The sequence below is a fragment of the Pseudomonas sp. ICMP 460 genome (genome assembly GCF_002723595.1).
GTDB classification, from domain to species: domain Bacteria; phylum Pseudomonadota; class Gammaproteobacteria; order Pseudomonadales; family Pseudomonadaceae; genus Aquipseudomonas; species Aquipseudomonas kitaguniensis.
Genome location: NZ_LKBR01000046.1, coordinates 135,503 through 161,335, shown reverse-complemented (window position 1 = coordinate 161,335; position 25,833 = coordinate 135,503). Strand labels below are relative to the sequence as shown.

General features: G+C 61.0%; 23 protein-coding genes. 12 read left to right on the top strand and 11 right to left on the bottom strand.

What is annotated here, in order from left to right:
- The first annotated feature begins 474 nt into the window (after nucleotides 1-474).
- The 7 genes from AO240_RS23370 to AO240_RS23340 are packed head-to-tail and all read left to right on the top strand — an operon-like array spanning nucleotide 475 to nucleotide 7,636.
- Nucleotides 475-1,377: an AMP-binding protein gene (locus tag AO240_RS23370; RefSeq protein WP_099239618.1), complete on the top strand. Its 903-nt coding sequence runs from the start codon at nucleotides 475-477 to the stop codon at nucleotides 1,375-1,377.
- Nucleotides 1,374-2,144 (top strand): ABC transporter ATP-binding protein, encoded by a 771-nt coding sequence (locus AO240_RS23365; RefSeq protein ID WP_099239616.1) that lies wholly within the window; start codon nucleotides 1,374-1,376, stop codon nucleotides 2,142-2,144. Before AO240_RS23370 ends, AO240_RS23365 begins: the two co-directional genes overlap by 4 nt.
- Nucleotides 2,144-3,025, top strand: a complete 882-nt coding sequence (locus tag AO240_RS23360) for a branched-chain amino acid ABC transporter permease (protein WP_099239614.1) — start codon at nucleotides 2,144-2,146, stop codon at nucleotides 3,023-3,025. The genes AO240_RS23365 and AO240_RS23360 overlap by 1 nt, the downstream gene beginning before the upstream one ends.
- Nucleotides 3,026-3,029: 4 nt before the next feature.
- A complete protein-coding gene (locus AO240_RS23355) occupies nucleotides 3,030-4,079 on the top strand; it encodes a branched-chain amino acid ABC transporter permease (RefSeq protein ID WP_099239612.1) in 1,050 nt (349 codons plus the stop codon).
- A gap of 23 nt (nucleotides 4,080-4,102) precedes the next feature.
- On the top strand, nucleotides 4,103-5,443 hold the full coding sequence (locus AO240_RS23350; RefSeq protein WP_099239610.1) for an ABC transporter substrate-binding protein: 1,341 nt from the start codon (nucleotides 4,103-4,105) through the stop codon (nucleotides 5,441-5,443).
- 3 nt (nucleotides 5,444-5,446) lie between these two features.
- On the top strand, nucleotides 5,447-6,214 hold the full coding sequence (locus AO240_RS23345; RefSeq protein ID WP_099239608.1) for an ABC transporter ATP-binding protein: 768 nt from the start codon (nucleotides 5,447-5,449) through the stop codon (nucleotides 6,212-6,214).
- 12 nt (nucleotides 6,215-6,226) lie between these two features.
- Entirely contained in the window at nucleotides 6,227-7,636 is a 1,410-nt protein-coding gene (locus tag AO240_RS23340; RefSeq protein WP_099239606.1) for an FAD/NAD(P)-binding protein, read from the top strand.
- A 336-nt stretch (nucleotides 7,637-7,972) separates the two neighbouring features.
- Here AO240_RS23340 and AO240_RS23335 read toward each other — a convergent pair whose 3' ends face one another.
- Genes AO240_RS23335 through AO240_RS23320 form a run of 4 tightly spaced genes read right to left on the bottom strand, consistent with a single transcriptional unit; the run spans nucleotide 7,973 to nucleotide 12,584 of the window.
- Entirely contained in the window at nucleotides 7,973-9,220 is a 1,248-nt protein-coding gene (locus AO240_RS23335) for an efflux RND transporter periplasmic adaptor subunit (protein WP_099239604.1), read from the bottom strand.
- Nucleotides 9,210-10,691, bottom strand: coding sequence for a TolC family protein (locus tag AO240_RS23330; protein ID WP_099239602.1), 1,482 nt, complete (start codon nucleotides 10,689-10,691; stop codon nucleotides 9,210-9,212). Before AO240_RS23330 ends, AO240_RS23335 begins: the two co-directional genes overlap by 11 nt.
- Complete coding sequence (locus AO240_RS23325) at nucleotides 10,684-11,883, bottom strand: ABC transporter permease (protein ID WP_099239600.1); 1,200 nt, start codon at nucleotides 11,881-11,883, stop codon at nucleotides 10,684-10,686. Before AO240_RS23325 ends, AO240_RS23330 begins: the two co-directional genes overlap by 8 nt.
- A complete protein-coding gene (locus tag AO240_RS23320) occupies nucleotides 11,880-12,584 on the bottom strand; it encodes an ABC transporter ATP-binding protein (protein ID WP_099239598.1) in 705 nt (234 codons plus the stop codon). Before AO240_RS23320 ends, AO240_RS23325 begins: the two co-directional genes overlap by 4 nt.
- A 236-nt stretch (nucleotides 12,585-12,820) precedes the next feature.
- Here AO240_RS23320 and AO240_RS23315 point away from each other — a divergent pair, with 236 nt between their 5' ends.
- Complete coding sequence (locus AO240_RS23315; RefSeq protein WP_099239596.1) at nucleotides 12,821-13,573, top strand: TetR/AcrR family transcriptional regulator; 753 nt, start codon at nucleotides 12,821-12,823, stop codon at nucleotides 13,571-13,573.
- A gap of 296 nt (nucleotides 13,574-13,869) precedes the next feature.
- Nucleotides 13,870-17,658 carry an Ig-like domain-containing protein gene (locus AO240_RS23310; RefSeq protein WP_256586036.1) on the top strand — a complete coding sequence of 1,263 codons (3,789 nt, stop codon included), beginning with the start codon at nucleotides 13,870-13,872 and terminating at the stop codon, nucleotides 17,656-17,658.
- 77 nt (nucleotides 17,659-17,735) lie between these two features.
- Here the strand turns inward: AO240_RS23310 and AO240_RS23305 are convergent, their stop codons facing one another.
- The gene (locus AO240_RS23305) at nucleotides 17,736-18,797 is read right to left on the bottom strand and encodes an FUSC family protein (RefSeq protein ID WP_099239594.1); all 1,062 of its coding nucleotides are present in this window, start codon (nucleotides 18,795-18,797) and stop codon (nucleotides 17,736-17,738) included.
- Nucleotides 18,798-18,888: 91 nt separating this feature from the next.
- Entirely contained in the window at nucleotides 18,889-20,505 is a 1,617-nt protein-coding gene (locus AO240_RS23300) for an NADP-dependent glyceraldehyde-3-phosphate dehydrogenase (RefSeq protein ID WP_099239592.1), read from the bottom strand.
- Between the two features lie 198 nt (nucleotides 20,506-20,703).
- Here AO240_RS23300 and AO240_RS23295 point away from each other — a divergent pair, with 198 nt between their 5' ends.
- Entirely contained in the window at nucleotides 20,704-22,068 is a 1,365-nt protein-coding gene (locus AO240_RS23295) for an MFS transporter (RefSeq protein WP_099239590.1), read from the top strand.
- Here the strand turns inward: AO240_RS23295 and AO240_RS23290 are convergent.
- Complete coding sequence (locus AO240_RS23290) at nucleotides 22,065-22,586, bottom strand: DUF3087 family protein (protein ID WP_099239588.1); 522 nt, start codon at nucleotides 22,584-22,586, stop codon at nucleotides 22,065-22,067. The two genes, AO240_RS23295 and AO240_RS23290, sit on opposite strands and share 4 nt — an antisense overlap.
- A gap of 124 nt (nucleotides 22,587-22,710) precedes the next feature.
- Here AO240_RS23290 and AO240_RS28690 point away from each other — a divergent pair, with 124 nt between their 5' ends.
- On the top strand, nucleotides 22,711-22,887 hold the full coding sequence (locus AO240_RS28690) for a hypothetical protein (protein ID WP_177445861.1): 177 nt from the start codon (nucleotides 22,711-22,713) through the stop codon (nucleotides 22,885-22,887).
- 20 nt (nucleotides 22,888-22,907) lie between these two features.
- The gene (locus AO240_RS23285; RefSeq protein WP_099239586.1) at nucleotides 22,908-23,108 is read left to right on the top strand and encodes a DUF6021 family protein; all 201 of its coding nucleotides are present in this window, start codon (nucleotides 22,908-22,910) and stop codon (nucleotides 23,106-23,108) included.
- A 30-nt stretch (nucleotides 23,109-23,138) separates the two neighbouring features.
- Here AO240_RS23285 and AO240_RS23280 read toward each other — a convergent pair whose 3' ends face one another.
- From AO240_RS23280 to nuoN, 4 genes are all read right to left on the bottom strand, one after another.
- Entirely contained in the window at nucleotides 23,139-23,375 is a 237-nt protein-coding gene (locus AO240_RS23280; protein WP_099239584.1) for a DUF6555 family protein, read from the bottom strand.
- Nucleotides 23,376-23,473: 98 nt separating this feature from the next.
- Nucleotides 23,474-23,788, bottom strand: coding sequence for a DNA-binding transcriptional regulator (locus tag AO240_RS23275; RefSeq protein ID WP_058415595.1), 315 nt, complete (start codon nucleotides 23,786-23,788; stop codon nucleotides 23,474-23,476).
- Entirely contained in the window at nucleotides 23,778-24,128 is a 351-nt protein-coding gene (locus AO240_RS23270) for a toxin (RefSeq protein ID WP_099239720.1), read from the bottom strand. The genes AO240_RS23275 and AO240_RS23270 overlap by 11 nt, the downstream gene beginning before the upstream one ends.
- Before the next feature lie 240 nt (nucleotides 24,129-24,368).
- Entirely contained in the window at nucleotides 24,369-25,832 is a 1,464-nt protein-coding gene (nuoN, locus tag AO240_RS23265) for an NADH-quinone oxidoreductase subunit NuoN (protein ID WP_058415525.1), read from the bottom strand.
- Between the last annotated feature and the right edge of the window lies 1 nt (nucleotide 25,833).

Here is a 25,833-nt window from a genome sequence, read left to right as displayed (position 1 = left end):
CCACATCCTCAGCAGGAGCATCACCGCTATGAGCGTGCACGAACTCAAACGCCCGCTGGTTCTGGAATGGCCCGCCGAACAGCTCGGCAATTTACCCGGGCGCCGGCTACCGCGATTTGGCGGCGCTAAACACTGCCACTGTGGGAGGGGGCTTGCTCCCGATAGCGCAGGGTCAGCCAGCCCAGCGTTAACTTGAAAACCGCGATCGGGAGCAAGCCCCCTCCCACATCCTCACCAGGAGCATCACCGCCATGAGCGTGCACGAACTCAAACGCCCGCTGGTTCTGGAATGGCCCGCCGAACAGCTCGGCAATTTACCCGGACGCCGGCTACCGCGATTTGGCGGCGCTACACGCTGCCACTGTGGGAGGGGGCTTGCTCCCGATAGCGCAGGGTCAGCTAGCCCAGCGTTAACTGAAAAACCGAGATCGGGAGCAAGCCCCCTCCCACATCCTCAGCAGGAGCATCACCGCTATGAGCGTGCACGAACTCAAACGCCCGCTGGTTCTGGAATGGCCCGCCGAACAGCTTGGCAATTTGCCCAAGGCGCTGGAGCAATTGCGGCATTGGGCGCAGACCACGCCGCTGCACATTGCACTGCGCCACAAGCGCCAGGGCCAGTGGTATGCGTGGCGCTGGATTGATGCCCTGCGCGATGTCGAGCGGCTGGCCGCGGGTTTGCGCCAGCAGGGTTTCAGCGAACAATCGCGCCTGGCTTTAAGCGGGCCGTTTGAGCCGAACCTGCTGTTGCTCGCCTTGGCGGCCGAGTCCGTCGGCGGGCAGGTGCTGACCCTGGCCGATGACCTCGAACCGCAGGTTGTGCAGCAACACCTGTGGCGTATCCGCCCCACCCACGCTTACGTGCAAGCTCGCCGGCAACGGCCGCACTGGCAATCGGCTAACCCGTTGGATTATGCGCAACTGCTTGGCCCGGTCGACCCCGCGCAACACCTCTCGCGCTGGTGGCAACCTGCGGGCGAAACCGCGTTGTGGAGCGAGGAGGGCACGCATTGGCAGGGTGGGCTGGCGGTGCTGCTGGAGCAATGGCTGAGCCGCGGCCACAGCTTGGCTTTCCCCGAGAGCCTGGCCTCGGCCCGGCGTGACCGCAGCGAAGTCGAGCCTACCGGTTTGCTGCTGTCACCTGCGCGTTTACAGCACGTGGCCGATGACATCGAAAGTCGCCTGGCGCCCCTCGGCAGTTGGCGACGACGGTGGTGCGATTGGGCGATTGCCCACCCGCAAAGCGGGCTGCGCCGGTTGCTCAAAAACCGCGTGCGCAAACTGCTTGGCTTCCAGCGGTTGGCTTATGTCTGGCAACCGCTTAAATCGACGGCCGAGCCTGCCTGGCTGGCTGAATTCAAACGGGATACCGCATGAGCCAAGCCATTTTAGAGGTGCGCGATATTTCGCTGTCGTTCAAAGGGGTCAAGGCCATCAATGCCTTGTCGTTCGAGGTGCAGCGCGGCGAGATCTGCGCACTGATCGGCCCCAACGGCGCCGGCAAAAGTTCGTTGCTCAACGTGCTCAACGGCGTGTATCGCTTCGACGCCGGTGAGATCGTCTTCGAACAACAACACTTCCAGCGCATCGACCCGCTGGGCGCCGCGCGCCGAGGCATTGGCCGCACGTTCCAGAATAACGCGCTGTTCAAAAAAATGAGCGTGCTCGACAACCTGCTTACCGGCTTGTCGCGGCATCTGCGCAGCACCTTCATCGAACAAGCCCTCGGCCTGCCGCGTGCACGGCGTGAAGCACGCGCGTTCCGCCTGCGCGCCCAAGGCATTCTTGAGTTCCTTGAGCTGCAAGCGCATCGCGATGTGTTGGTCGGCAACCTCTCGTATGGCCTGCAAAAGCGCGTGGAGCTTGGCCGCGCATTGATCGCCGGGCCAAGCCTGTTGCTGCTGGATGAACCAATGGCAGGGATGAACGCTGAAGAAAAACGCGAAATGGCGCGCTTCGTCGCCGACGTCAACCGCGACCTCGGCACCACCGTGGTGTTGATCGAACACGACATGGGCGTGGTGATGGGCTTGTCCGACCATGTGGTGGTACTCGATTACGGGCGCAAGGTCGGCGACGGCACGCCCGCCGAGGTGCAAGCCAACCCCGAGGTGATCGCGGCCTACCTGGGAGTTGCCCACTGATGACCTTCTTCTTCGAAACCCTGCTCGGCGGCCTGCTCGCCGGCACCCTGTACTCGCTGGTCGCCATCGGCTTTGTGCTGATCTACAAGGCCAGCGGCGTGTTCAATTTTGCTCAGGGCTCGATGCTGCTGTTTGCCGCCCTGACCTTCGTCAGCCTGCATGACCAAGGCGTGCCGTTTGCGCTGGCGTTGCTGCTGACGGTGGTCGTGATGATCATCGGCGCCTTGCTGATCGAGCGCCTGGTGTTGCGGCCCCTGGTCAACCGTTCGCAAATCACCTTGTTCATGGCCACGTTGGGCCTGTCATTCATCATCGAAGGCCTGGCCCAAGGCTTGATGGGCTCGCAAGTGCGCGCGCTGGACGTGGGCATTGATGACGTGCCGCTGTTTGTCGGGCCGCTGATGCTCAGCCAGTTCGACCTGATCGCTGCCGCTGCCGCCGTGGTGCTGGTGACGGTGCTCGCGCTGCTGTTCAACAAGACGCGCATCGGCGTGTCGCTGCGCGCAGTGGCCGACGACACCACGGCGGCGCTGTCGATCGGCATCAACCTCAACCGCATCTGGCAGATCGTGTGGGCGGTAGCCGGTGTGGTCGGGCTGGTCGCCGGTTTGCTCTGGGGCGCGCGCCAGGGCGTGCAGTTTTCGTTGTCGCTGGTGGTGCTCAAAGCCTTGCCGGTGTTGATCATCGGCGGCTTCACCTCGATTGGCGGGGCGATTGTCGGCGGCTTGATTGTCGGCGCGGCGGAGAACCTTGCCGAGGTGTATATCGGCCCGCTGATCGGCGGCGGCATCACCCCGTGGTTCGCCTACGTATTGGCCTTGGCCTTCCTGTATATCCGCCCCGCCGGCCTGTTCGGCGAGCGCGCCATCGAGCGAGTGTGAAACCATGTCGATACCTGTTGCTCAACACACTGCGCCTTTGCTGCTGACTCAGCGGCGCGTGTCCTGGGGCCTGCCGGGCCTGTTGCTGGTGGCTTTTGTGGCGGTGCCGCTGTGGGGTAATGACTATTGGCTGAACGCAATTTTGATCCCGTTTCTGGTGTTGTCGCTGGCCGGGTTGGGCTTGAACCTGTTGACCGGCTACACCGGGCAAACCTCGGTCGGCGCAGCCGGGTTCATGGCCGTGGGCGCGTTTGCTACCTATGGCTTTCTGCTGCGCCTGCCGGAACTGGGCTTGCCGGTGGCGCTGCTCGGAGGTGGGGTTATCAGCGCATGCGTCGGCTTGTTATTCGGCTTGCCCAGCGCGCGAATCAAGGGCTTTTACTTGATGGTCACCACGCTGGCCGCGCAGTTTTTTCTCGAATGGCTGTTCGTCAAATTTCCCTGGTTCTACAACTACGGCTCATCGGGCACGATTTCTGCGCCCAAGCTGGCGCTGTTCGGGCATGACCTCAATACGCCGCTGGGCCGCTACCTGCTGACGCTGGTCACGGTGCTGCTGCTGACCTGGACCGCGATCAACCTGGTGCGCAGCCAAGTGGGGCGTAACTGGATGGCGATCCGCGACATGGACACCGCCGCCGCAGTGGTCGGCATTCCGGTGGTGCGCTACAAGCGCCTGGCGTTCGCCGTCAGTTCGTTCTACTTGGGCATCGCCGGTGCGCTGTGGGCGTTCGCTTACCTGGGCACGGCCAGCGCCAGTAGCTTTGATATCAATCGTTCGTTCCAGATCCTGTTCATCATCATTATCGGTGGCATGGGCAGCATCGCCGGCAACTTCGTCGGCGCAGCGTTTATCAGCTTGCTGCCGATCTTTCTCAGCCACGCCGGGCAAGCTTTGTTTGGCGGTTCGGTGGATGCGGGGCAGTTGCAGAACCTGCAAAAAATCATCTTCGGCGTGTTGATCATCGTGTTCCTGATCAAGGAACCCGAGGGCTTGATTCGCCTGTTGCACAACCTGCGTGATCGGCTGCGGCAGTGGCCGTTGCGCTTCTAAAACATTCCATCAAGAGAATTCCCATGCGTGCATCCTTGAAACGTTCCCTGGCCGGCGCTGCCTTCGCGCTGGCTGCATTGGCCGGCGCTGTGCCCCCGGCGATGGCTTCGTCCGACCAGCAATTCATTCCGTTGGCCACCTACCGTGTGGGCGCTTATGCGTCGAGCGGCGTGCAAGTGTGGGCCGGGATGATCGACTACCTGCGTTACATCAACGAGGTCGAAGGCGGCATCAATGGGGTTAAATTGGTCTGGCAGGAATGCGAGACCGAATGGACGGCCGAGAAGGGCATCGAGTGCTACGAGCGCTTCAAGAATGGCCTGGATGGCGCGCCGGTCGCGGTGTATCAGCCCAACGGCGCACCGGCCGCCTACGCGTTGAGCGAGCGCGCCGAGGTCGACAAAATTCCGCTGATTACTTTGGGTTACGGGCGCACCGAAGCCACCGACGGCACCGTGTTCCCGTACAACTTCCCGGTGATGCTGACGTTTTACAGCGAGGCGTCGACCTTGGTGAATTACATCGCCCAGCGCGAAGGCGGTTTCGACAAACTCAAGGGCAAGAAGATCGCCACGGTCTACCACGACTCGGCTTACGGGCGTGAAACCCTCGGCCCGCTGAAGTTGCTGGCGGAGAAGTACGGCTTTGAAAATATTCAGATCCCGGTCGCCGACCCTGGCAACGAACAATCTGCGCAATGGCGCCAGGTACGCCAGGCCAACCCGGATTGGGTGTTCCTGCGCACCTGGGGCGTGTCCACCCCGGTGGCGGTGAAAACCGCCGCGCGCTTCGGCTTCCCGGTGGACCATATCATCGGCGATATTTGGGCCAGTTCCAGCGAAGACGTATTGCCGGCAGGCGCCGCCGCCAAAGGCTACCTGGCACTCACGCCGTACCCCGCCGGTGCCGATTTCGAGATTCACAAACGCCTCAAGCAATTCGTCCTCGACAAGGGCCACAGCGACCTCAAAGACCTGAAAAACTTCGGCAGCGTTTACTACAATTCCGGCCTGGTTAACGCCGCCGTGGCGGTGGAAGCGATCCGCACTGGCCAGGCCAGGTTCGGCCAGCGCCCACTGAATGGCGAAGAGGGCCGCTGGGGCCTGGAGCACCTGAATATCGACGACGCGCGCCTCAAGGCCATGGGTTATTTGGGCTTGATGCAAAACCTCACACTGTCGTGCCGCGACCACGAAGGCGGCGGTTCGGCGCGCGTGCAGCAATGGGAGGGCGCCAATTGGACGCTGGTCAGCGACTGGATCGCCGCCGACCGTGCGCTATTGCGCCCATTGATCGATGAAAAATCCGCCGCCTTCGCCAAGGAAAAAGGCCTGACGCCACGCACCTGCACCGGGGATGAATAAACCATGCGCGAGCCTGCAGCCGAGTCAGCCAGCCAAACGCTGCTGAGCGTCAACGACATTGAAGTGATCTACGACGGCGCGATCCTCGCGGTGGCCGGGGTCTCGTTGAGCGTGCCCAAGGGCGCGATTGTGGCCTTGCTCGGCGCGAATGGCGCGGGCAAAAGCACCACCCTCAAAGCCATCTCGGGCTTGGTGCGTGCCGAGCGGGCCGAGGTCAGCCGCGGCGTGATCGAGTACGCCGGCCGCGATTTGGCCGGTGTCGACCCGAGCCAGCGCGTGCGCCAGGGCATGGTCCACGTGCTGGAAGGCCGCCATGTGTTCGGCCAACTGACGGTGCAGGACAACCTGCGCAGCGGCGGCTTTGTGCGGCGCCTGAGCCGTAAAGACATGGAACACGACCTGGAGCGCATCTATGCCTGGTTCCCACGGCTCAAGACCAAGCGCCACACCCGCGCTGGCCTGACCTCGGGTGGCGAACAGCAAATGGTCGCCATCGGCCGCGCCTTGATGACCCGGCCGACGTTGGTGCTGCTCGACGAACCGTCGATGGGCTTGGCGCCGATGATCGTGCAGGAGATTTTCGAGATCATCGCGCAGCTCAATCGCGAACAGCAGGTGAGTTTTTTGATCGCCGAGCAGAACATCAACGTTGCGCTCAACTATGCGTCGCAGGCTTACGTGCTGGATACTGGGCGGGTGGTGTTGAGTGGCAGCGCCGCTGACTTGCTGGCGCGGGGCGATTTGCATGATATTTATCTGGGTAAACAGTAAGGGCGAATGTGCATGACTGAACCTACCCGCAACGCTGATGTGCTGATCATCGGCGGCGGCCTGAGCGGCACCCTGTTAGCCATGCAACTGCTGCGCCTGCCGGGGCGGCGCCGGATTCTGCTGATCGAACCGCGCGCCGAACTGGGGCGTGGTGAGGCCTACAGTGCCGTCGAACTTGGCCATACGTTGAATGGTAATGCCGCGCGCATGAGCGTCGACCCGGACAACGCCGATGACCTGACGCAGTGGCTCACCCACTACCTCGACGGCGGCGGTTGGCCGCAAGCGCACGAGCAGTCGGTGCCGGTCAGCGAACTGTTCCCGCCACGCGGTATTTTTGGTGTGTACGCGCAACAGCGTTTGGCCGAGGCCAAGGCCTTGTCGGCAGCCAGCGTCGAACACGTGCGTGCCGAGGTGGTTGACCTGCAAGTGGATGCAACGTCAACCCTGCTGACGCTGGACAATGGCCAACAACTGCGCGGCGCCTGCGCGGTCTTGGCCACCGGCATGTTCCCGGCGGCGCGCACGCCACAAACCGAGCCCAGCGGTTTGAACGCAGCGGCGGTGGACCCGTGGGACGTGCAGGCCATGCGCCAACTCGACCCGCAGGCGAGCGTGCTGATCATCGGCTCCGGGCTGACCATGGTGGACGCGGTGGTCTCGCTGGAACAGGCGGGCCATCGCGGTCCCATTGAGGTTTTTTCACGTCACGGCCTGCTGCCGCATGTGCGTCGGCAACCGCCGAGTTGGGCGGATTTTCTGGCCGACGATCACCGCCTGCGCAGCCCACGGCAATTGCTCCGCGAGCTGCGCCGCCAATGCCGCCTGGCGCTGGCCCAAGGCATCGATTGGCAAGCGCCGCTGGACACCGTGCGTGCGCATATCCCGCGTTTGTGGAGCCAGGCCAGCGAGCGCGAGAAGCGCCAGTTTGTGCGGCATGTACGGCCCTGGTGGGAAAGCCATCACCATCGCTCGCCGCCGTTGAGTGCGCAGTTGGTGGCGCGGTTGCACGCGCAAGGGCGGTTGCGGATTCAGGCGGCGTCGTTCAAGGGTTTGATGCCTTCGGTTGAGGGCGTGACCATCCGAGTGCGGCGCCGCGGCGAGCAAGCGGTTAGCCAGGTGTCGGGGGCGGCGCTGATTAACTCCAGCGGCATCGAATACGACTGGCGCCGCGTGGCCCGGCCGTTGCCGCAACAGTTGCTCAAGCGTGGATTGATTCAGCCGGGGCCGCTGGCGCTGGGGATTGCGGCGGATGCGTCTGGCGCGGTGCTGGATGCGCAAGGCCAGGTCAGCCAGCGATTGTTCGCGATGGGCCCGCCGTTGCGCGGGATGTGGTGGGAAAGCACGGCGGTCACCGATGTCGCGCTGCAAGCCAAGGCGCTGGCCACCAGGCTTGTCTGCCATGCCAACGACAGAGCCTGAGGGATTAAAGCAGCTCAAAAGCGCTTTTGTGGGAGCGGGCTTGCTCGCGATTGCGGTGTGTCAGATAAACATTTTTCAACTGACACACCGCAATCGGGAGCAAGCCCCCTCCCACAGTTGACTGCATTTCTGCTTGGGAGATTGGGTCGGCATTTGGGTGACCCGCTGTAAGAGCGGAACCGATATAAACCGTTACCCAAATACCGGATATACACTCAAAAACCCAGCCACAAACCTGAACGCTGCAGCCTGAAACTGGTCAAGTCAGCCTAAATTTCAATAGTGAAAAATTGGTTATTTGTCGTTTGACAGAAGCGCTTTTGATCCAACCAGTCCTCAACTCCCAACCCTCACAAACCCGGGCTTGAGACCGAATACCTCAACCCCTTGCGGGGTCGACTGTCCGGTGGTGACCTTCACCCGCTCCACCGGCCGATCCATCGCGGGCCGATACTCAACCGTCATGTCCGGCTGGATAGCCTGGCTCGGCACAACAATCGCCTGCGCATTGTTGTAAGTCACAATGCTCAGCCGTGCACTCATGCCCAATCGCACCCGCTGCACCTGTTGCGGCGTCAGCTTGGGAATCGACAGCGTCACTGCAAATTGCGCGCTGCCCTGGCTGTCGCCGGCAATCGCCAAACCACTCACCACACTCACCGAGCCGGTCAGCCGTTCGCCATCGAACCCATCACCCAGCACCTCTACCGTCTGGCCGGGGTGCAGTTGGTTGATGTCCAATTCCGAGACCTTTGCGACGATTTTAAGCCGCTCGATATTCGCCAGGCCAAACAACACTTGCCCTTGGCTGACCTTGCTGCCGGCCTGCACCGGCGCCTGGTTATTGCCGCCACTTTGCGCTGAGTTATTGCTGCCGGGGGCGGGCACCACGATGCCGGAAAACGGCGCCTTGACGGCTTGGCCGTAAAGCAACGTGCGCAGAGCGGCGTACTTCACTGTGGCGTTGGTCAGCTCCATTTCGGCGATCTGTTTGTACTCGCCTTTGCCCTGATCCTGCGCCTGCTGCAGTTCGCTGCGTGCAGCGGCAAGGTCGAGCTGTTGCTGTTGGGCTTGCTGCTTGAGATCGTCCAGCTCGTTGCGCGGGATGATGCCGCGCTTGAACAGGTTTTCGCTTTCAGTCAGTTTGCGTTGGGTGTTACCGGCGCTCATTTCGGCTGTGCGCAGGCTGCGGCGGGCGCGGCTGACGGCGGGGCCGCTGTCCCAGTCTTGCAGCTCTTGCACGGCACGGCGGGCCTTGAGTTGGGCGGACAGGGCGTCGCGCAGTTGCACTTCGAGGGTGGCCGGGTCCATTTGCAACAGCACCTCGCCTGCCTCGACGCGCTGGCCTTGTTCCACCCGATTGGCCAATACGTTGCCATCGAACGGCGCGGTGAGGGTGAGGGTGGTGTCGGGCTCGATCTTGCCCACCAGGCCGATCTGGTGCACCAGCGGGTCGGGTTTCACCGCCAGCCATTGTTCGGTCGCGGCAGGCTGGCGGCTGGCCGGGCTGCGCAGCGCAATACCCGCGCCCGCCAACAGCACGACGAGCACGGCACCCAGCAAGTATTTCTTATTAGTAGTCATTGAGGCTGATTTCCCAGCTTTCCAGCGTCATGCCCAGCGTCAAATCGAGCTGAGTCTGGGCGTTCAAATAAGCGATCAACGCATTCAGTCGCGCGTTTTCGGCGTTGCGCAGGTCGGTCTCGAAACTCAGCACCTGGAAGTTGGTGGAGCGCCCGGCGCTGAGTTTTTCCCGCTCGATCTCGATCTTGCGCCGCGACAGCTCGACGGCGCGCTGCGAAATTTCATACTGGCGCCAGCGCGTGCCGAGGTCGCGCACCACGTCGTTGACGTCGCGTTCCAGTGCCTGGCGTGCATCGCTGATGCGCAGCGCTTGATCTTCCACGTTGACCCGTGCGCGCACCTCGGCCTGGCGTGTGCTGATGTCGCCGATAGGGATCTGCACCTGCACCCCGGCGTAGCTGTTCCACGTGCGGTTATTGTGGTTGCCGTCGTCAATGTTGCTGTAGGCGTCGCGCAGTTGGTTGGCGCCGGCCACCAGGTCGACCTGCCAGCGCCCGGAGTCTTTGGCGATCACCAGGTTGAGGTCGGCCTGTTGGCTGCCGAGCAGGGCGGCGAGGTATTCCGGCTGCTGGCTTTGCGCCAGGGTGAACGCCTGGCGTTTGTCGATGTTCATCGGCTTGGCCTCCAGCGCCTCACTGGCGCGAATCGGCGTAGACAAGTCGAGGGCCAGCAGGCGCAGCAGCGCCAGGCGGCTGGTGTCCAGTTGGTTCCGGGCCTCTTCCACGCCCAATTGCTGGGTGGCGATATCGGCTTCGGTCTGCACGATTTCGAACTCGGCCATGCGCCCCGCGCTGATCAAGGCCTTGTTCACCTCCAGCAAGGCCGTGGCGCGTTCAAGCGCATCCTGCACAATGCTCAACTGCTCTTGGGCGCGCAGCAGTTCACGGTAGGTGGCGATGATCTGGCTGATGGTCTGCGCCACGGTGGCCTTGAGGTTCAAACGGTTGGCCTGCTCCGACAGGCGCGACAGGCGCAGCGGCGCGGTGGTGGCGTCCCAGCCGGCGCCGCGCATCAGCGGTTGAATCAGCGCCAGGTCAAGGCCGTCGCTGCGGTAGCGGCCGGCGCGGTCGGCGTTGTTCAGTTGTTGGGTCCAGGCCATGCTCAGCCGGGTGCCGTATTCGCCAAGCAAGGTCGCATTCGGTGCCAGGTTGGCATTGCGCGAGGTGTCGGCCGAACCGCGACTTTGGCGGTAATAACTGTTGAGGCTGAGCTTGGGGTTGAAGGTGTCTTCGGCCACGCGCAGGTCGAACTTCTGCGCCACCCGTTGCAGGTACGCGCTGCGGATCGCCGGGTTATTGCGCAAACCGAGGTACACCGCATCGCCCAATGTCATGCGGGTGACCTGGGCGTTCAGCGACACGCTGCGGTCATAACCGTTGCGGGTGGTGCTGGGCGCGGACGGGTTGATCAGCACGTCGGCGGCCATGCCCGGCAGGCTTGTCAGCATGAACAGCAACAGCCATTTACTCATCGCGCAAGGCCTCCACCGGCTGCAGCCGCGAGGCCGCGACCGCCGGGTAAAGGCCAAAAAACAGGCCCACCAGCAACGTACTGCCAACCCCCAGCGGCAGGGCCGCAGCCGCCAGCGAAAACTGCCAGCCCGATAGCCACGCGTAGAGCCAGGCGGCCGTGATACCGAGCACTGCGCCGCACAGCGCGCCGATGGCGGTCAGGGTCACCGCCTCCAGCAAAAACAGGTTGCGGATGTCTCGCCGACGCGCGCCGAGGGCCATGCGAATGCCGATTTCACGGCGGCGCTCCGCGACATTCATCAGCATCACGTTCATCACGCCGACACCGCCGCCCACCAGAGAAATAGCGCCCAACGCCAGCAACAAATAAGCGAACGTACGGCTTTGCCGGGTCATGCCGTCGATCATTTGCTGGGGCACCTGAATATCGACGTCGTGTTCGCTGAGTTGGCGGTTCAATGCGCTGGCGGCGTCACGGGCGATGCGCTCCATGTCTTGGCCCGGCGCCGCGCGGATGATCAGATTGCCGATTTGCGGCGTGGGGTAGATACGCCGCATGCCCTCGGCGGGGATGAACAGCGATTCGTTGGCTTGCACCGGCAGCAGCATGGCGCGGGGCTGGTTGTGCAGGATGCCCACGATCAGGAACAGGTAATCGTTGATGCGGATGCGGTCGCCGAGTCTTAACGGCGCGCCCGGTGCGCCCAAGGCCTGCGCGAGTTGATCGCCGATCACGGCGTAGGTCTCGTTGGCGTCGAAGGCGGACAAAAAGCGCCCGCTGCGCAAGGCCAGGCGCATGGCGTCCTTGAGGTCCGGGGTGGCGCCGACAAAGTTGGCGTTGGTGCTGCGGCCATGGAACACGATCGGCCCGCTGAACACGCTGAGTGCGCCGATATGCGCGATGCCGGGCACCGCTTGGCGCAGCGCCTCAAGGTCGAGGCTGGCGCGCATCGGTGCAGTGCTGTTGCCCTTGGGCGGGAACTGGACGAGCAGGGTGTCGGTGCCCATGTCCTTGAAAATCATCGCGGCATCCACCGCCGCGTTGTGGCCGATATTGATCAGCGCCACCACCGATGAACTGCCGATGACGATGCCCAACAAGGCCAGGACCGAGCGTTTGCCGAGGGTGCGCAGGCTCACACAGGCTTCGTGCAGCAACTGGCTCAGGCTTTGGTCGGCGCGCACACTCATGGGCGCTCGGCCTCATGCACGACGCCATTGCGCACCAGAATTTTGCGCTGCAGGCGCTCGGCGATTTGCGCGTCGTGGGTGACGATGATCAGCGTCACCTGTTGCTCGCGGTTGAGCGCCAGCAGTATGTCCATGATCTCTTGGGCAGTGCTGCTGTCGAGGTTGCCGGTAGGTTCGTCGGCGAGGATCACCGAAGGTTTGCCGACCAGCGCGCGCGCAATCGCCACGCGTTGGCGCTGGCCACCGGAGAGGTCGGCCGGGCGGTGCTGCGCACGTTCGGCCAAGCCGACTTGCTCAAGCATGCGCAACGCCTGCGCGACGGATTCATGCCGCGACACGCCGCGATAACTCAAGGGCAGGGCGACATTGTCCAACGCGCTGAGGCGCGGCAGCAGGTTGAAGCTCTGGAACACAAAGCCGATCTGTTGATTGCGGATCGCTGCCAGTTCATCCGGCGTCGCGTTGAAAATATCGTGGCCGGCAAAGCGGTACTCGCCGCAGTCCGGCAGGTCCAGCAGGCCGAGGATATTAAGCAAGGTACTTTTGCCGGAACCCGAGGCGCCGAGAATGCCGCAACTGTCACCGCTGGCGATGGACAGGCACACATCATTAAGGATAGGCAGATGCTGCCCGGCGAGCTGATAGCTTTTGCCGATGCCTCGCAGGCGAATCAGGCCAGGGTGCGTGGGGGTTACTGTCATCGTGACTATGCCTGCAATCCCGACGCTGCCGTCATGCTCCCGGTAAAGCCGTGTAACGAGTTAGGGAGCTGCCTGATGCGCGTCACGGACTGGTTTCGTTTCTTGTTTTTAAAATATTGTTTGAATAGTAGCCGCGTTGAATCCGCTTCGCCACTGCTTGCTTTCGCAGGGCTGCACCGGTATAAAAAATCAAATTATTTTTTAAAACACTATTTCCAGCGTGGAACTCATCTCCTATGGTCGCGAAGAAACTCAGCGCTCCAAACGTTACCAAGACTCGACTGCTGGATGCGACAGAGGCTCTCTTCATCAAATACGGCTACGACGCCGTGCTGCTGCGGCAGATTACCGAGCGCGCGCAAGTCAACCTGGCCGCCGTCAACTACCACTTCGGGGACAAGGATTCCCTGATGAAAACCCTGCTGATGCAGCGCCTGGAGCCGCTCAACGAGCAGCGCCTGGAATTGCTCGCGCGCTGCGAAGCGCAAGCCGACGGCCCGCTCGATTGCGATACCTTGCTCGGCGTGTTGTTCGCGCCGGCCATGGGCCTGGAACGCAGCGACCCGGCCAGCGGCGAAGGGCGCTCGTTTATTCGCTTTCTGGGCCGGGTTTACAGCGACACGTCGCCGTTTATCCAGGAATACCTCAAGGTGCATTATCAGCCGGTATTCCAGCGCTTCTTTGAAGCCTTCGCGCTGGCCTTGCCGGAGCTGCCACGCAATGAGCTGGGTGTACGCCTGCAATTTGCGCTCAAGGCGATTTCCGGGGTGATGGCGGGGACTGAACTGCGGCTGCTGATGAACTCCATGAGCCTGGGTCGCCCAGCCACTGATGCCGAAGTGATGGCCAAATTGATCACTTTGGTCTCGGCAGCGATTCGCGTGCCGCAGCAAAGTCCTGAAGCTGAAACGGCGTTGGCCAAAGTATTGGACACCCAGCGCGCGATTCGTGAGCACGCGGCGGCGCCTGCCGCCAAGGCCGCACGCTAGCCTGTAAATTCCGGGCAAAAAAAAGCCCGCTGGGGCGGCGGGCTTGATATGCAACGTTTGTAACGGATGAGGCTTCACCCTACGTCTCTTGATGTGAATAAATCGTGAAAAAAATGTAAGAAAATACGGGCGGCAACAGAATCTTGATCACGCTCGTTAATGCTCGGGTTTTTTTGAGCATTGCCACTCGTCGCCACTGTCAATTCTGACAGTTGTTCGGCTTCGCCGCCCGGATGTCTTATTGACCTTGCTCGTCGCGCCATTCCCGCGCGGCCTAACTCAGCAAGGTGATGGCCATGTCCACAGATCCTACTACGCCTTCGTATGACATCCTTCCGTCGCCGCCTTATTCGCCTGCCAGCGTCGACCTGCGTAATACCCCGTACCCGGAGAATGCTGTTTGGGGCGTAGGTAACAAAGGCATGCTTCGCGACGTGCTGACCATTGGGATGGACCCCTGGGTTGAGCTTTCGATCGGTGACTACTATGCGTGTCGCATCCAGAACCTGGGTGTCCCGGCGGCCCTGGATTACGTGACCGATATCACGCGCGCGCAATACTTTTTGAGCCTCGCAAAAGGCAAGGTGCCGGAGGGCGAGGTGCCGATGTTTAGCCGCGTCACGCGTATCGCCAGTCAGCAGGAGAGCCGCTCGGAGACGATCGTGGTGCTGTTCAAGACCACCCTGCCGGGCGGCTATGATCTGAGGGGCTGGGAAAAATGGCACAGCGAGCTGAAACTATCGCTTGAAGGCCTGCCGAAACATTCGAGCATCAATAAAGACGTGGTCGATGCGGGCGTGTGGTGCCTGATTGAAAAGTATCAACATTGCCGTCAAAACGACACGATCACCGTTCGATGGGCCGGGGTTACCTTCGATCACATCGTGAGCCCTGCCGAGGCCAAAGAGCCTGGGCCATTTCGGATCGAGGTTCCGCCCAGCGTTATTAAAAAGGCCACTCAGCAAGGCGTGGCGTACGTCGAATTCAAAGTTGTAGACGTACTGTTCAACGAGTCCGGTGGGGAATACCCGTACTCCGAGCCCTACCCGATACATGTGGAACTGGACGCCAGTTTGTATAACGCCCCACTCTTCAGGGTGGATGGCGATGTATTAGTCGGCGATACCGGGGCATACGCTCCCGTCGACTTTGCCATTCATCACAAGTCCATATTCGATCTGCGGCCGATAAATTTACCCATCGTCAGGCCTGTGCCCGTCCCGCGCTATTCAATCACCGCGTGCCTGAGCATTTTGCGCGACGGCGCGCCGGACGAAACCGTGCGTTTGCCGGCGGTGACCGAAAAAAACCAGGGCGGTGATCCGCTCAGTATCCCCAGCGATGTTGTTGCAAAAGCAGCGGGTGGGTGGATTCAGGCCTGGTTTGAGGTGACTAACAACGCCGGGCTGCCCCGCCGCTCAGGCAGCGTGCTGGTCCAGGTGACGGGCATACCAACGAGTATGCCGGCACCGCAGATCAGGCCGATGGAAGGCACGCTGATACCTTATGATCAAGACGCTGTCGTGATGATTCCCAAGTACCAGCCGCACAATCCGACCGTGACGGAAACCTTGCAGATACGGCATGGAGAAACCGGTGGCGGTGCGATGCTCTTTGAGCAGGTGCGTCTGGCGGGGCCTCAGGAGGGCGAGCGTTACTTGACCAAAGATGATCTGAAACCGTTTGAAGACAAAGGCCCATTCTCGGTTTTTTATTACACCGATGATGGGGTGAACACCCGCGAGTCAGAAGTACTCAAGGCCGAGATCGGGGTGCGCGTCGAGGATTTGCTGGCGCCGGTCGTTAAATATGCCGACGACGGCAACATCGACCCTAAAGATGTAAAAGGCGCATTTTTGCTGATCTCGTTTCCCTTCATAGGTGCATCGGCGGGTGACTTTCTGCACTATAGCGCAGTGGGTGCTGGCACCGAGAGCTTCTACAGCGGCACCATCAGCATCACTAAGGCGCTGGAAGGTACTAAATTGCCGGCGCTGGAGTTTGAGATAGCGCGCAGCGTCCTGCTGGAGAATATAGACGGCGCCCTCACGTTCGGTTACAGCGTGGAGAAGCCGGGTTCGGCTACCACGCCTAAATCGTATTTGCGCTCTAAATTGCTTACCCTTTCCGTCGGCACTCGGGTGGTCCTGAAGCTCCCCCAAATTCTTGAGGCCAGTAAGGTCTTTCAGGACCAACTTCACCCCAAAGACGTACCAAACGGCGCTACCGTACGAATGGCCATCACGCCCATGCGCGCCGATGACAAGGTTATCTGCAGTTATGTGGGTAAATTTGGTATCAGTATTATTGACGTACCCGTCGATGGCGCCCCGGGCAAGGCCTATGTTGATGCGGTTATCCCGCCTGAGATCATCGCTTTGGGTATTCGTGAGCATGGCAACGATATTACCGTGAGTTACCGGTTTACCCGCGGCTTAAGGACGTATACATCGCCGCCCTTGCAGATCCGCCTGATGCTTGTGACCGCACTGCCGGTGCCAACGCTCAACAAGGTGCAAGGCCTGCTGTTCCCGCTGCTGGGGCTGGCTGTAGAAGCGAAAATCGAGGTGCCTAAATGGATTATGGCGCAGCCTGGTCAAAGAATGTTTTGCGTGCTCAAAGGCACCTTCGCGAATGGCACACCGTACCTCGAAACCGTCTTTAACGCTGACAGGGTTACCGAAGAGGAAGTCCTCAACGGTGCCAGCGTATTTGCATCGGTGGAGAGCCTGCGCAACCTCAAGGAGGACTCGACCCTGAGCATTGAGTTCAGTGTGAGTTATGCGCAACGCGATGAACCCGATACCGGGGTGCCGTTCGGACGGCGCGAGTACCGTATTCAGTCTGTCCCGGCCACCCTGCCGGCGCCGGCGTTCGACAACAAGCAAGGGCCGGTGGTGAGTGTCGTCGCACTGAACTATGTGCAAGGCGCATTTGTGGCGTGTGCGTTCACAGGCATGAACGCTGGGCAGACAATCTACCTCGACCTGATACAGGCGGACGGCGCTGGCATTTTGATTCCCGGGCTGCCAGGCGTGAGCAGCGGGCGGGTCGACTTCCCCCTCAGCCCGCGAATCATCTCTCAGTGCGTGGGCAAGACCATCACCTTGCGTTACAAAGTGGTGGCCGGGGCCAAAACCATTTGCTCAGAGCCTCAAACCGTCAAGGTCAGCATTATCCCTGCGGAGAACTTCCCGCAAGCAGTCATCAATGCCATCCCGCATAAGGGCACCCTCAACTTGGCGGTTATCGCCGGCAACCCTTTGTTGACCCTGGCCCCGTGGATCTTGATTTTCGCTGGGCAACGGGTCTTTATAACCTTGCGCAGTGCCGGGGTTGCGCAATTGGACGTACTGGTGGGCTATCAAGTGACGGCCATGGATGCTGACAAAGGCCTGGCAAGCATACCGGTCTCCAGAGCATGGCTGGAGGGCGTCGCCCCTAACGCCGCGATCACGGTGGAGGTTGCAGTCACCCTGGATAACAGCCCCAACCGGGAAGGTGCCGCGGCTTTCAAAATAACCGAATATACGGTGCTCGGGCAGTTGAGGGTGCTGCTGGGTCATATGTACTTGAACGGGGTTTCGATTAAAGGCTTCCCGGCGGTAAGAAACGCTGTTGACTCCATTGGCAATACCCAGATCAGGCAGGGTACAGGGGGTAGCGGCGGCGGGAGTTATAGCTACCAATCGAATAACCCGCGCGTGGCATCGGTAGATGCAACCGGTAAGGTGACAGGTAACGCCAATGGCTCGGCTTACATTACCGTCACGGACAGAAATTCAACAAAAGTCACCTACTTTGTAGTGGTGAGCAACGTGTGGCGGTTCTTGTTTAATGATGGTCGATTGACTGGCGAGGAGGGCCTGCACTGGATCCGCTCGGTTGGCGGGACGTTCATGTTCGATGCTGCGCTGTACGATGTGTGGCGTTGTTACTTGAATACGGTTGCTCAGTTGGAGGCGCGTTGGGCCAGTACTTATTGTAGTGCATCGCATATGACGTTCTATCAAAACGTGGGCGGCATCTATTGCAGATACAAGGCAGAGCCGAACAAAGTGATGTGCTTGCAACCTGTTTACTAACATCAGGTTGAGAGCGGTGCTTGAGTAACAAGAAAAGGGACAGTTCTACTTGACCGTAGACTGTCCCTTTTTTTTATTCAAATCTTCCAATGGTTCGACGTCTTCGCCAACCGCTGGCGCATCGCATCCACATTCCCCGCCAACTGCAGCGTCAACAGGCGATAACCGTCCAGCGCACTCTGCACCGGCGCTTCCAGCGCGCCGTCTTCCGGTACTTGCGCGGCAGGCCGGTCAAGCCGCTCGGTAAAGCCTGACTTCAACGCCCGCGCCATGCCGACTAACTGCACACGAATTTGCCGATGCTCGGCTTTGAGCATCACCTGCATGCGCGCCATTGCCTGCGCATCGCGCGGGTCAGGCCGGGTATTGCCGAGAATCTCCAGGGTGCTGATGCACAGGCGCAAATGGCGCTGGATCGCGTCCAGTTCAGTCATGGAAATACGCACTTCCTTGGACACCGACGGCATCAACGAGCGCAGTTGCACCATTGCCGCGTTCAAACGGTTGAGCAATTTCAGGTGCTCATCGTCGGTGACCGACTGGCCAGTGATGATTCGGCTGTAAATCTCGGCACAATCGCGCAACGCACTGGCCAGGTTGTAGCGCCATGAGTACACCGCGTACAGCGGCAGGGCGAAAGAAAACGCCAGCGCCAGCACAATGCCGATCAGAATATCGACGGTGCGCCACAGGCCATCCGAGATCGGGTTGTCGCCGTGGCCGGCGACGATAAACACGGTGATCGCTGACAGCAGCGCGATGTAACCGCCCTTGCCGATGGCGTGATAGGAAAAGAACCCGCACACCACCGACATCAACAAATAGGTCAAAAACGTCTGGCCGAAATAGGCCTGTTGCACCACCAGCAGCAAACCGACGCTGGCGCCGATCAAGGTGCCGTACGCGCGCTCTACGGCTTTTTTGCCGATATTGCCGTGGTGCTGCAAGCCGCCGATCACGATCAGCATGGTCACCGAGGCCCACTCGCCGTGGGGCAGGTTGATGCCGGTGGTGAGCAGGATCGTCGCCAGCAAACCGATGGACACGCGCACGGCGTGGATCAGCTTGGCATTGCGATAACGGCGGTAGGGGTCGAGTAACGGGCGCAACAGGCGTCGGGCAAAAAAGGGCAGGTTCATCGGTAGTAAAGTGGCCTCGGTAAACAGGTTAAACAGGTTCTGGATGTGCGAGCGGGCAAGCCCGCTCGCACATTGTTGATCTCCCGTCTCTTCAGAAGATGTAGTCGGTGGTCAGAAAGCTCGAGTCACGGTTGCGCAAAATGTCGCTGACCAGCGCTTTGTTGCTCTCCTGGAACTTGGTCGCCACCAGGGTGCGGATCGAGAACACGCGCAACGCGTCATGTACCGACAGCGTGCCCTCGGCCGAGTTCTTGCGCCCGTTGAAAGGAAAGGTGTCCGGCCCGCGCTGGCACTGGGCGTTGATATTGATACGGCCAACCTGGTTGGCGAATGTGTCGACCAGGCGCCCGACTTCCACCGGGTTGGTGCCAAAGAGGCTCAGTTGCTGGCCGAAGTCCGATTCCAGCACGTAATCGATCACGGTCTCCAGGTCCCGGTAAGGCACGATGGGCACCACAGGGCCGAACTGTTCTTCGTGGTACACGCGCATTTGCGCGTTCACCGGGTACAGCACGGCCGGGTAGAAGAACGCGCCGTTGCTGCTGCCGCCATTCTCATTCATCACCTTGGCGCCGTGCTGCGCCGCGTCGGCCACCAGGCCGTTGAGGTAATCGACCTTGCCGGCCTCGGGCAGCGGTGTCAGCGAGACGCCGTCGTCCCACGGCATGCCGGGTTTGAGGGTGGCGAGTTTGCTGTTGAATTTCTCGATAAAGCTGTCGACGACGTCTTCGTGCACAAACAGGATTTTCAACGCGGTGCAGCGCTGGCCATTGAATGACAGCGAACCGGTCAGCGCTTCGCTGACCGCGTTGTCAAGGTCGACCTCGGGCAGCACGATGCCGGGGTTTTTCGCATCCAGGCCCAATGCCGCACGCAGGCGGTGCGGTTTGGGGTGCAGCTTCTTCAGGTCGCTGGCGGCTTTGTTGGTGCCGATAAACGCGAAGATGTCGATTTTGCCGCTGGCCATCAGCGCGCTGACGGTTTCGCGGCCACTGCCATAGATCACGTTGATCACCCCGGCCGGGAAGCTGTCGCGAAACGCCTCCAGCAACGGGCGAATCAGCAACACGCCGAGCTTGGCCGGTTTGAACACCACGGTGTTGCCCATGATCAGCGCCGGAATCAGCGTGGTGAACGTCTCGTTGAGCGGGTAGTTGTAGGGGCCCATGCACAGCGCCACGCCCAACGGCACGCGGCGGATTTGCCCGAGCGTGTCCTGTTCCAGCTCAAAACGGCTGCTGCGGCGGTCGAGTTCCTTGAGCGCATTGATGGTGTCGGTGATGTAGTCGCAGGTGCGGTCGAATTCTTTTTGCGAGTCTTTGAGGTTCTTGCCAATTTCCCACATCAACAGCTTGACCACCGCATCGCGCTGTTCACGCATGCGTCGCAAAAACGCTTCCACATGCTGGATGCGGTCCGCCACGCGCATCGTCGGCCATTCACCCTGGCCTCTATCGTAAGCGCGCACCGCGGCGTCGAGGGCAGTCAGGGCGGTGTCGGCGTCGAGCAGCGGCGTACTGCCGATGTGCACACGCTCATCACCCACTTGCACCGGGCTGAGCACCTGAGCTAGCGCGCCGTTCCACACGTGTAACTGGCCGTCGACCAGGTAATCACGCTGTTCAATCGGGGCTGCGAGGCGAAATTGCTCGGGAATATCCGCCGCGTGGGCGGGAAACAGCTGGGCGAGCAGGTTATTGGTGGTCATGTCGCTACCCCTGTAATAGTTGCAAAACATGACGAGAGAGTCGCCCAACAAGCAGCCCAATGGCAAGGCTTGCGCGTTTTGTTGTTCGCAGCGCTGCCTGCGCGCTACATGAATATTGCGACAGCTACGCAACCACTCGCTGAAAAAAATCAGCGCTGGCCTTAATCTACTGGGCCTGCCCACTTGTACGGATTGTTCATGCCCTCTGTTGCCGATGGATTGCCCCTCAATAAACGCCTGCCGGCGGTCATCGCCCTCTCTTTGGGGATCGGCATGGCAACCCTCGATACTGCGATCGTCAACACCGCCTTGCCGACCCTGGCCCAAGGCATCGGCACCGATGCCGCCTCGGTCATTTGGGTGGTCAACGCTTACCAGTTGGCGATTATCGCCACGGTGCTGCCGTTTGCGTCGTTGAGTGATGTGCTCGGCCACCGGCGTGTCTACCTCGGCGGGTTGCTGGTGTTTATTGTGTCGTCGCTGTTGTGCGGGCTGGCCGGGTCACTGGTGACCCTCACGGCGGCGCGGGTGATGCAGGGGCTCGGCGCGGCGGCCGTGATGAGCGTCAACACCGCATTGCTGCGGCATATCTACCCGTCAAAAATGCTTGGCCGCGGCCTGGGCTATAACTCGCTGGTGGTGGGGCTGGCGTTTACCCTCGGGCCGACCGCTGCGTCGGCGATTCTGTCGGTGGCAAGCTGGCACTGGCTGTACCTGATCAATGTGCCGCTGGGCGTGCTGGCACTGGCCTTGGGCCTGCGTTCATTGCCGAGGATGCCGATCACCGGGCACGCGTTTGATCGCCTCGCAGCGCTGCTGTGTGCGGGGTTATTTGCCTTGCTGGTGCTGGGCCTGGGCACGGCGGTACACGGCGCCCAAAGTGGCTTGACGCTGGGGTTGATTGGGTTGGCGCTGGTGTGTGGCGCACTGCTGTTGCGGCGTCAGGCCGGTCACCCGGCGCCGATGCTGGCGCTGGACCTGTTCAAGCGCCCGGTGTTTGCGTTGTCTTCGCTGACTGCAATCTGTGCCTTCAGCGCGCAGGGCCTGGCCTTTGTGTCGTTGCCGTTCCTGTTGCAGGCCGCGCTTGGCCATAGCCAGGTCGAAACCGGCTTTCTGATGACGCCGTGGCCGGCCGTGGTGGCGGTGATGGCCTTGGTCGCGGGGCGCCTGGCGGACCGCGTGTCGCTGGGCCTGTTGTGCGGCATCGGTTTGCTGATGCTCAGCGTGGGCATGGCCGCACTGGCAACCTTGGGCAATGACGCGTCAGCGCTGGATATCGGCTGGCGCATGGCGTTGTGCGGCGCCGGTTTCGGCTTCTTCCAGTCGCCCAACCTCAAGGCGTTGATGACCAGTGCACCGCTCGCGCGCAGCGGCGGGGCGAGTGGCATCGTGGCGATTTCACGCTTGCTGGGGCAAACACTCGGCGCGTCGTTGGTGGCTTTTTGTTTTCACTTATCGCTGGGCAGTGGCGCGCACTACGCGCTGTGGCTGGGGTGTGCGTTTGCGTTGGTGGGCAGCGTCGCCAGTGGCCTGCGGCTGTTGCCGTCGCGTCAGGCTGTTTAAGGGCTTTTCAGGCCTTCCAGCCAAGCGGGGTCCAGGCGCGTTTGCCCGGTGTCGATTCCCAGCGCCTGCATCTTCGCCGCGTGCGCTTGCACCTCGGCCTGTAATTGCGCGTGTGCGCTCGAATTGGCATCCAGGTCATGCATCTGCATCAGCCCAAGGTGGTAGAAGCGCAGCACTTTGAGCGCTGTCGGGTCGTTGGCCTGTACCCGCTCGGTAACCTTGTGCATCACGTTGGTCACGCTCATCAGGCTGCGCTTGAGCTGCCAGCCATACACCGCAGGCGCAAGCCAGGGTTGGCGCCAAAAAGGCCCGCGTACCAGCGCGAGCGTGATCAGCACACCGGCAAATACGCCGCCGACATTGAAGCGCAGGTTGTCCGCACCGGGTTCACCGAACAGCCTCACCGCCAAACTCGACAGCAGCATCGCCAAGGCCACGAACAGCCCGGCGATGATCCAGGTGCTGCGGCGTGTGTGTCGGCGGTAGGTGACAGCGTCGCAGGGTTTGAGCTCAAACATGCGGGTCAGGTCTCAGGGAGGGCGGGCCTGCATCTTCTCACGCTTGAGCAATCAAGTTGAACGATGCCTCAGGCAGCTTTCTCTAAAACTGTGTAGGCCACCAACTCCCTTGAGGTGAACCACCATGCCTGAATACAAGCAGCCACCACCGGGTACGCCAAACCCTGACCGCATGCCTGGCGAAGAGGAACGTGACAACGATGCGTTGCGCCCCAATGACCCGGCGGATCGCCAGGACGACAATGTAGAGCAGGCCGAGCAAGACCTGGAAAACCTGCATGACAAAGCGCGCCCGCTTTAAGCATCAGCGAGGAGATCACCGTGACTAACCCCCCGAAAGGCCCGCGTTCGAGCGAGCATGCCAGCGGCAAGGACGAACTGGGCTTCGACCCGGATTCGCCGGATGTGGCCGACCCGCAAGTCGACCCCATTGGCCCGGCCATCGCGCCCTTGGACAAGGACAAGCAAGACCCGACCGAAAAAAAACCGCCCTACGATCCGTTGGGCGGTTTGAAGAAGTAAAGCAAGCCCCGCCATGAGCGGGGCTTGTGCTTATTTGGGTGGGACCCAGGCGACGTCGGTAATACCGAACTTCTCCGCCCAGGGCCGGGTGGTTTTTTTCACCTGTTCGTGACCGACACGCCCAATACGGCTGACGTGGGCGATGTCGGCATCGACCGCCGCCCAGTGCCAGGCCTCGGCGTTGTTCATCACTTCGGCACGCACCACAAAGGACTTGGGTTGACCGTGTAGCTGGTAGTTAATAGTGTAGATTTTTGCGGTACTCATGTTGCCTCCCTGTCTTGTTATAGATGGATAGGCGAGCGTTCAAAAAGGTTCACTCAAAATGACAAGTCGCACCGGTGGCGAGCGAGTTTGCCCGCGTTTCAACCGAGTGCGGCCAACTGCGCCACTGTTTCTGGAAACCGCGCCACCAGTCGAATCAAGGTGGTTGCCTGGGCATTCGGTTTGGCCCGGCCTTGCTCCCAGTTCTCCAGGGTGCGCACGTTAGTGCGCAGGTACATGGCAAACACCGAGCGCGAGAGGTTGAGTTGCTGGCGCACCGCAACTACTTCTTCGGCGGTCAACGGCGCCAGGTTGTTGAGGTGAACCTTGTGGGTGCGCAGGGTGACTTTGCCTTCGCGCTCGCCCGCGAGTGCGTCGAAGCCTTCGACCAATTCGGAAAAAATTTCACGTTTCATGATGTGCTCTCGCTTTGATTTCCCTGTCCAGCATGTGTTTCAGGGCTTTCTTGTGGTGGGGGGCCAGGTCGTCCTGTTCGTGTTTGCCGTACAGGGTGAATAACCAGAATTGCGTGCCGCCCGACCACCAGTAGTAAATGACCCGCAGGCCACCGCGTTTGCCTTTGTTGCGTCGTTCATCCACAAAGCGCACTTTGCGCAGCCCGCCTGTGCCCTCGATCACTTCTCCCGCTTGCGGGTTCTTCATCAGTTCCTGTTGAAAGCCGTGGAACAGCTCGTCACTTAGATAGTCCTGGCGGTGCCGCTCGAAGGCCGGCAGTTCGATAAATAGAGCGTCCATGTTCTGTACGTAGCCTGCGTATATTTTGGTGGCCCACTCGCCGAGGGTCAAGTGACCTGGCTGTGGGAACTTTCCTAAAACGCAATCAACATAAGGCCGCATTCAGTTGATAGATGCCAGACGAGGCGTCAGCCGGGCGAGGAAGTTTCCGTAAGTAGGCGAGGGTAAATGCACCTCACCGCCTAAACGCAAAACGGCGCCCTAAGGCGCCGTTCTGTTGACTGAGTTGCCGCTAAGCGATCAAACGCCGAGTACCGCGTGCTGCACCAGGGTGAGCAACGGTTGTGGGTACACACCCAGGAAGAACGCGAGCAGGGCGATGGCCAGCAGCATGACGCCACCGGCTTTCTGTTCCCAGTGCAGTTCGGCGTCGACACGGCGCAGGTTTGGCTCGATCAGGTACAAGGTGACCATCACGCGCAGGTAGTAGAACACGCCAATGGCGCTGCCCAGCACCAGGGACGCGACCAGCCACCATTCGTGAGCTTGAACACCGGTAGCGACAATGTAGAACTTGCCAATAAAGCCCGCCGTCAGCGGGATACCCGCCAGCGACAGCATCATCACGGTGAGTACGGCGGTCAGGTACGGACGGCGCCAGAACAGGCCGCGATACTCGTACAGGGCGTCGGCGTCACGGCCTTTGAACGGCGACGACATCAGCGTGATCACGCCGAACGCGCCGAGGCTGGTGACCACGTAAGTGACCAGGTACACGCCAATCGCTTCCACCGCCAGGCCTTTGCTTGCCACCAAAGCGATCAGCAGGTAGCCGAAGTGCGCGATGGAGGAGTAACCGAGCAGGCGCTTGAGGTTGTTCTGGGTCAGTGCCAGCAGGTTACCGAACAGAATCGAAGCAATCGCGATCACCGTCAGCACGTCACTCAGCACGCCGGTGTTGGCCGCAGGCGAGATCTGGAACAGGCGCACCATCACCGCAAACACCGCAACTTTCGACGCAGTAGCCAGAAACGCCGCCACCGGCGCCGGGGCGCCTTCGTACACGTCCGGGGTCCACAAGTGGAACGGCACCAGGGAGAGCTTGAACGCCAGGCCGATCAGCATCATCGCCAGGCCCAGTTGGGCAAGCGGCGCAGGCATGCTGGTCGCGGCCAGGGCGTGACCGATACCGGTGAAGCTCAGGCTGCCGGCTTCGGCGTAAAGCAAGGCCATACCGAACAACAGGAACGCGGAACCGGCGGCCGACAGCACCATGTACTTGATGCCGGCTTCCAGCGAACGCTTGTTGAAGAAGGCATACGCCACCAGGCCGTAGGTCGGGATCGACAGCAGTTCCAGGCCGATGAACAAACCGGCCAGGTGCTGCGCGCTGACCAACACGATGCCACCGGCCGCAGCCAGCAGAATCAGCAAGTACAGCTCTTCTTTGTTGCCCGGATAACCGCTGCCGCCTTCGCCGAGGTAGGCGTGGGCGAGCGTGACGCAGGCCAGGGTGGCCACCAGGATCAACGCGATGTACAGCAGCGCGAAGTCATCGACCATCATCAGCGGCGTCACCGCCAGTGGCGCGACCTTGAGCGCCGGGATAATCGACAGCAAGGCCAGGTTCAAACCGGCACAAGACAGCAGGAACGTTTGTGAATGATTGCGGCGCCAGGCGATTGCCAGCATCACCACCACAACGGTGAGGCTGGTAATCAGCAGCGGCGCAAGCGCGATAAAGTGTTGGATCGTGAATTCCATA